5 protein-coding genes are annotated in these 7109 nt (G+C 43.0%); 2 read left to right on the top strand and 3 right to left on the bottom strand.

What is annotated here, in order from left to right; translation table 11 throughout:
- The first annotated feature begins 62 nt into the window (after positions 1-62).
- Together QZT69_RS19110 and QZT69_RS19105 are read left to right on the top strand one after the other, a co-directional pair.
- Positions 63-2984 (top strand): efflux RND transporter permease subunit, encoded by a 2922-nt coding sequence (locus tag QZT69_RS19110; RefSeq protein WP_294680333.1) that lies wholly within the window; start codon positions 63-65, stop codon positions 2982-2984.
- Between the two features lie 81 nt (positions 2985-3065).
- Positions 3066-3512: a hypothetical protein gene (locus tag QZT69_RS19105; RefSeq protein WP_294680332.1), complete on the top strand. Its 447-nt coding sequence runs from the start codon at positions 3066-3068 to the stop codon at positions 3510-3512.
- Positions 3513-3577: 65 nt separating this feature from the next.
- Here QZT69_RS19105 and QZT69_RS19100 read toward each other — a convergent pair whose 3' ends face one another.
- The 3 genes from QZT69_RS19100 to QZT69_RS19090 all read right to left on the bottom strand — a co-directional run bounded on the left by QZT69_RS19100 (position 3578) and on the right by QZT69_RS19090 (position 7101).
- Positions 3578-4381, bottom strand: a complete 804-nt coding sequence (locus QZT69_RS19100; RefSeq protein WP_294680331.1) for a DUF3050 domain-containing protein — start codon at positions 4379-4381, stop codon at positions 3578-3580.
- 347 nt (positions 4382-4728) lie between these two features.
- Positions 4729-6537 (bottom strand): serine hydrolase, encoded by a 1809-nt coding sequence (locus QZT69_RS19095; protein ID WP_294680330.1) that lies wholly within the window; start codon positions 6535-6537, stop codon positions 4729-4731.
- Between the two features lie 93 nt (positions 6538-6630).
- A complete protein-coding gene (locus tag QZT69_RS19090; RefSeq protein WP_294680329.1) occupies positions 6631-7101 on the bottom strand; it encodes a hypothetical protein in 471 nt (156 codons plus the stop codon).
- Positions 7102-7109 lie beyond the last annotated feature (8 nt).

Raw genomic sequence — 7109 nt, 5'->3', positions numbered from 1 at the left:
TTTTTTTTTTTCAAGCAGAAGACGGCATACGAGATCATGCCTAGTCTCGTGGGCTCGGAGATGTGTATAAGAGACAGGTGGTTTATCCCGGAGCAAGTCCTTCGGATATGGAAGAACTGGTTGTGAAACCTTTAGAAAAGCAAATCTACAGTCTGGAGAACATCAAACGGATCAAAACCCAAATTAAAGATGGTGTTGCGATCATGCAGGTGGAATATAAATACGAATCCGATGTGAATGAGAAATTCCAGGAGCTGACACGTGAGGTAAACGGAATGCGTTCCGAACTTCCGGATGAAATATTGAGCATAGAAGTAAAAAAACTCGTCGCTTCTGATGTGAATGTCATTCAAACTGCTTTGATCAGTGAAAATGCTTCCCGGAAATCTTTGAAAAAGGTAGCGGAAGACCTGCAGGAAGAACTGGAAAAATTACCGGAATTGAAAAACGTAAAGATTCACGGTTTATCGGATGAGCAGGTACGCATTGATTTGAGAACAGATAAACTGGCGCAATTGCACCTTCCTCTGAATGCTGTTGTGGGAACTTTGCAAAGTGAGATCGCGAATATTCCGGGAGGAAGTATTGATGTCGGTACAAAATCCCTGAATGTCAAAACCAGTGGAAATTATGTTTCGCTGGAGGAAATTGCCAATACGATTATCTATGCTTCGGAAGGGAAGACCATTCCCTTGAAAGATGTGGCGGATGTCTATTACGATTTTTCGGAAACCAAGCACATTACTCGCCTGAACGGCCACCGCTGTGTGTTTGTAACGGCGGCACAGAAAGAAGGATTCAATATTTCCGAGACCCAGAAGAAATACCAAAAAGTACTGGATGAATTTGATCCGCACATTCCTTCCAACATCGACATGGTAAACCATTTTGACCAGGGAGATAATGTGAATGCACGTTTGGGTGGGTTGGGAGTAGATTTCCTGATTGCAATCCTGTTGGTGGCAATTACTTTGCTTCCTTTGGGAGGACGCGCTTCACTGGTCGTTATGATTTCGATTCCGCTCTCTCTTGCAATCGGATTGGTACTTCTGAACGTCATGGGATACAACATCAACCAGTTGAGTATTGTAGGTTTGGTGGTGGCTCTTGGTTTGCTGGTCGACGATAGTATCGTGGTCGTTGAGAATATCGAGCGCTGGCTGCGCGAAGGTCACTCCCGAATGGATGCTACTTTGATGGCTACGCAGCAGATCGGGCTTTCGGTAGTTGGTTGTACGGTTACGCTGATCATCGCCTTTTTACCTTTGGTATTCCTGCCGGAAGTTGCCGGGGATTTTATACGAAGTCTTCCGATGGCAGTTATCGCAAGTGTTTTGGCTTCCATGCTGGTTTCACTCACGATCATTCCGTTCTTGTCAAGCCGTTTGTTGAAACAACACCAAGGGCAGCATGACGGGAATATTTTCCTGAGAGCTTTGCAAAAAGCAATTTCCGGAACGTATTCTGTCCTGTTGGATAAAGCGTTGAAAAGACCGATCATTACTTTAACGGTAGCATTGGCAATCTTTGCCGGATCATTGGCATTATTCCCGGTTATCGGTTTCAGTTTGTTCCCGGCTTCGGAAAAACCGCAGTTCATGGTGAATGTTTCGGCGCCTTTGCAGACAAACCTGAGCCATACGAACGAGATCACGAAATACGTTGAGAAGGAATTGAGCAAAATTCCGGAAGTGAAATACTATGCTTCCAATGTCGGGAAGGGAAATCCTCCGGTTTACTACAATGTGGCGCAGGAAAACGAACGGAGCGATTTCGCGCAGGTATTTGTGCAGCTGGAAGAACACACCGGAGTAGACAAAAAGCAGGAAATTGCAGACCGTTTGCGTGCCATTTTCAATGAATACCCGGGAGCTAAGATCGAAGTGAAAAATTTCGAGCAGGGTCCGCCGATGGTTGCCCCGGTTGAGGTACGTCTTTCGGGAGATAACCTGGATACTTTGCGAAAACTGAGTCAGGAAGTGGAAACCTTATTGAAGGAAACTCCCGGTACCATGTATGTGAATAATCCGGTGAGCAACCTGAAATCAGATTTCAAACTGGTGATCTCGAAAGAAAAAGCGCGCGCTTTGGGTGTGAATACGGTTGATATAGACAGAACCGTTCGATTGGCAATTGCGGGAGTTGATCTGGGAACTTTTTCGGATAAGAACAACGATGAATTTTCCATGCTTTTGACCACACATAAAGGAGAACGTGCTACATTGGATGTGTTCAATCAATTGTACATCAATAACCAACAGGGACAAGCGATCCTGCTTTCACAAATTGCAAGCCTCGAACTGGAGAGTTCGCCTTTATTCATCAATCACCTGAACAAAGTACGTACGGTTTCAGTAAGTGCTTTTGCCCAGAAAGGAGTTTTGGCAGATAACCTGATTAATGAGGTCATTGCGAAAATGGATGCAAAGAAACTACCGGCAGGTTACTCTTACGTGATGGGAGGTGAATTTGAATCCCGCAATGAATCTTTCGGAGGATTCAATACCATTATTACAATTACTGTTTTCCTGTTCGTTGCGGTATTGATCCTGTTGTTTAAGACCTTCAAAAGTACGCTGATCGTATTATCTGTGATTCCGCTTGGAATTGTGGGAGCGGTAACTGCACTTTGGATGACCGGGAATTCCCTATCCTTTGTAGCAGTGATCGGTTTGATCGCACTGGCAGGAATTGAAGTAAAGAACTCCATCTTGCTGGTCGACTTTACAAACCAGCTTCGGAATGAAGGCCGCAGTCTGGATGAAGCGATCCGGGAAGCGGGAGAAGTACGTTTCTTGCCTATCGTACTGACATCACTTACTGCAATCGGAGGTTTGATACCTATCGCAATTTCTACGAATCCATTGATCTCTCCCCTGGCAATTGTATTGATCGGAGGATTGATTAGTTCGACCTTACTTTCACGGGTGGTAACACCGATCATTTATAAATTGATCCCACCGAAAGTGGACATAAAAGACTAATTGAATCAAAGAGGTACAGAACATTTTCTGTACCTCTTTTTACAATTTGAACCTCATCTGTATTGGTTTGTACTAATGATTATGAGATTATTTGGCGTTACTTTTTTATTGGCTTTCAGTGTATACGGTTTTTCGCAAGACACTTTAGCAAGTGTTTTAAACCATCACTGGGCTGCAGGACAATGCTGTGCAGGAGGAACAGACATTACAATTACACTTTCCGGGGAATTGGTCTCATCAGATTTTGATTCTTTGGTTTATATTTCTTCCCATGGATCAAAAGTTATCCTATACCCGACAGATTTTTATACGAAGGACAATTTTAAAAATACGTGTATAGTAACTTATGGCTGGAATACAACTAATAAACGGCACGACGGTATTTCTGGACTAACAGCACATTACGGACTTCCGGAAAATCGATTTTCTATCGTACAAAGTCAAGCTGCTTGTTTGCTGATTTACAAGTACGGGAAAAAGAAAGAGGCTTTCGTTAGGGAAGACTTTACTATGACAGCTTTTCCCTGAACGAAGACAATGTCTGGTAATGTGTAATTCGGTTATTTTTCCGAAGAAAAGGTTTTGAAACCGTATTAAACGAATTGGTGTTTCTTCATTTCATCGTAAACCCCATCCCATAATTGCTTGCGCATTTCCAGGGACTTTATGGAATATTCTTTGGCTTCTTCCCATTTTACCGGGTCATTTCCACACAGTTCGCTTACCATTTGAAGCGCCAAATGTCCATGATGATCCCCGTCTACCTCAATATGGCGGTCCAGGTAGAACTTGAATGTTGTCAGTTGAGTTGGAAATTTGGCATTCAGATCACTTACAATGTTGTGGAACATATTCGGGATCAGATCTTCTCTGCCGAAGGTGAATACAGCAGCTATCAAATGCGGTTTTTTGGTTGCGATGACCTCAAAAGTAAAGCGAAGGAAACGTTTTGCCGCTTCCGGAATGGAAACTGCTTCAATGGCTTCTTCGACTGATTTTCCTTGTTGGATCTGCGCAAAAAGTGCATCGATTCCTTCTCTTGAGGCTCCGGTTTGTTCCATGGCATCCAGGTACAATTCGAAATGGCTCTTGCGGATCCCGTCACCATTTTTCACATCTTCTTCCGAAGCCAGGTCGGATTCTTCACCGCATACAATCTCGTTGATGAGGTAACGAACCTCGGCAGAACCTACCGGGAACCACGGAACCTGTGTACAGGTCAATTGGTTCTGAAGCGCTTTAAGCAGCGACATAAAATCCCAGACAGCATAAATATGGTGTTCCATAAAAATGCGGATATCCTCAATGGATTGAATCGCATTGTAGCTCGGGTGATTTACGACTTCCTTACGGACAATTTCCAGGCCGGCCTGGATGTTTTTGATTTCTTGATTCATGACTTTAGTGTGTTAATTGTGCTATTATGGAATGTTCAAGTTTTAAAAATCTCCAACCACGTTTAAAGTGAAAAATGCCAGGGAAGCATCCACGTCACTAGCGGGTAAATTCAGCCAGATTTCTTTTGTCATTTTTCATCAGTTTAATAATGGTCACAAAAATAGTGATTGAAACTAGGAAAAAATGATTGGAATGTCAATTAAAAATGAGCAGAAAGCGTATTACACTGATTTGATAAATGGTTATTTAAAGTAATGGTGAACTATTTAAGCAGGGATGAAAATTCTCACCCCTGCAGTTTTTTGTAACTTCTTTAGAGTACCCGATTAAAGCACGGTTTGTTTTTTTATTTGCGTTTCGCTGTGAAGTTCCCGTTCGGCTGAACGAAGGTTACAGCTTTCGCAATTCTGTTCTCAACAGTAAATTTCACGCTGTATCCTTTGGCAAACGTCAAATCGAAGGTATCATTTCCTACAGAAACTGTTTCGTAGTCCGGTTGTCCGGGTACCGATACCATTAAGGTTGTTCCTTTCAGGTAGATTTTGATGGTTACACCTTCCAGTTCATAATCTCCTGCGTATTTGCTCAAATCATCCCCGGATAAATTGACTTTGATCGGACGTCTTTCAAAAACGGTTGATTTTCCGGGTTCATTCATGTCGATGGAAGCACTTTCGATCTTTCCGTTGTTAGCCGTTCCGAAATTGATCAAAAACTTTTCGCCGTCTTCCTGCTGGTCCTGCGGATCCGTTGATTCAAAAGAGAACACATCGTAATGATAATGCTTCAGCCACGCTTTTTCTCCTGCAATGGTGGTAAAAAGGGTATCATTTTTCAGCGTGATCAGGAATTCCGAGAAGGCAGGGTTTCCGTATAAACCAGCGTAATCTGCAAGCGCATGAGAAGGTTTGGTGTTTTTCACCTGCACTGTGTCTTTGCTGTTTTCTGCTTTTTTCAACATTTCTTCCATTTCTTCCTGTGCTTTTTTAGCATCGGCATTCCATGGAACCGGGGCCAGGCCAAATAATTTATCGGACAGGATGTTACGTACAATTTCCGTTGCGGAAGAACCGTTTTGGTTGGTCAGGACTACAATTCCAATGGAATCGGAAGGGTAGAAGCCGACGCTTGCAGAGAACCCGTCAATATTTCCGCCATGTTCTACCAAATAATGACCGCGGTATGATTCCAGGAACCAGCCCAAACCGTAGTTCTTGAACTGGATATCGGGATGTGCTCCGGGCTGCCCGCCGGAAACGACCATTTGCGAACTGGAAGCCTCTCTTACATAAGAAGCCGGAATGATTTCCTCACCTTTGAATTTCCCGCCCATGATCCAGGTTGAAACCCAATTTGCCATGTCGTTTGCACACGAGTTGATACTCCCGGCCGGCCCCATTCCGTTGATGTTGTAGTAATCCAGTTTTTTAATCTCCTTTTTTTCATCTACGGCGTAAGGAAGAGACGCATCCGGATCTTTTTCGGTAGCGAAGATATCGGTGTTACTGTGCGTCATATTCAAAGGCTTGAAAAAACGTTCGCGGATATTTTCTTCCCAGGTTTTTTCGGTAATCTTTTCAGCAATCATTCCCTGAGCCAGGAACATGAAATTATTGTACTGCCATTTTTGACGCAGTTTTGCATTGGGTTCCATGTATTTTACACGCTGAATTAAACTGTCGCGGTTACCGGTATTGAACATGTACCAGGAATAATCGAAACGGGAAAGCCCGGTGCGGTGACACATCATGTCACGGATCGTAATCCCCGTATTCATGTAGTCATACTTAAATTCCAGTTTGGGAAGATGCGTTCTTGCCAGGTCGTCCAGTTTCAATTTTCCTTCTTTTTCCAATTGACCCAAAACAGCTGCCGTAAATGCTTTGGAAGAAGAACCGATTGCAAACAGGGTATTGGGTGTTACCGGTTTTTTGTTCGCCACATCGCGGTATCCGAAACCTTTGGAATAGATGACTTTGTCTTTATAAACAACAGCTACGGAATAACCGGCTACTTTTTGATCTTCCAGGACCTTTTCCAATTCTTTTTCAACCCCGGAAAGGCGCTTGGAGTAATCGGGAGTTTTGGTTTTGGATTGCGAAACTGCAGTCAGAGTGCAAGTAGTTATTAATAAAAAGGTAAGGATTTGTTTCATTGGATTTGAATTTATTCTAAAAGTAAATGTAAAAAACTTCGCAGAACTCCGGAGAAGTTTTCACGTTGCTATGACTGAAAGATACGGTAAAAGTTACAGGTTAGTTCTGTGTTTTCTTTTTCTTTTAAACAGCGAAAGCAAAACGTTCAACCCAAAAACCAATTGTGCACCGATAAGCAGGTAAACCATAAACGGCGCCCAGCTCGCAGTATTGATCGTGTCTTCGGTTTGTTCTTCGTAAACATTCAGGTCTGTGTATGGTACAGGTGAAACTTCTTGTGGAAGCGCAAAGTAAAACACAGCTAACCCAATAATGGTGAGCAAAAAATGAGTTCCGAAAAAATAGGGGTTGATCGGTTTTCGGGAAAGCTCAAAAGCCAGGGAAATTCCCGCAAAGAGGAAGAATAAAAACGCAAGTACCAGCCAGGCAATACTTTTTGGAATGGAAAAATACAGTTCATGAAGGGCTATGTCCAGTACTTCGGATTGTTCCAGGAAAGCAAACGCTCCGAAGATCAGGGCGGTAAGCAGGTAAATGATTGAAATGTAATGAGCTTTGAACATACTTGTGT

The sequence above is a fragment of the uncultured Fluviicola sp. genome (genome assembly GCF_902168135.1).
GTDB lineage: Bacteria > Bacteroidota > Bacteroidia > Flavobacteriales_D > Crocinitomicaceae > Fluviicola.
This window is presented reverse-complemented; position numbering and strand designations above follow the sequence as displayed.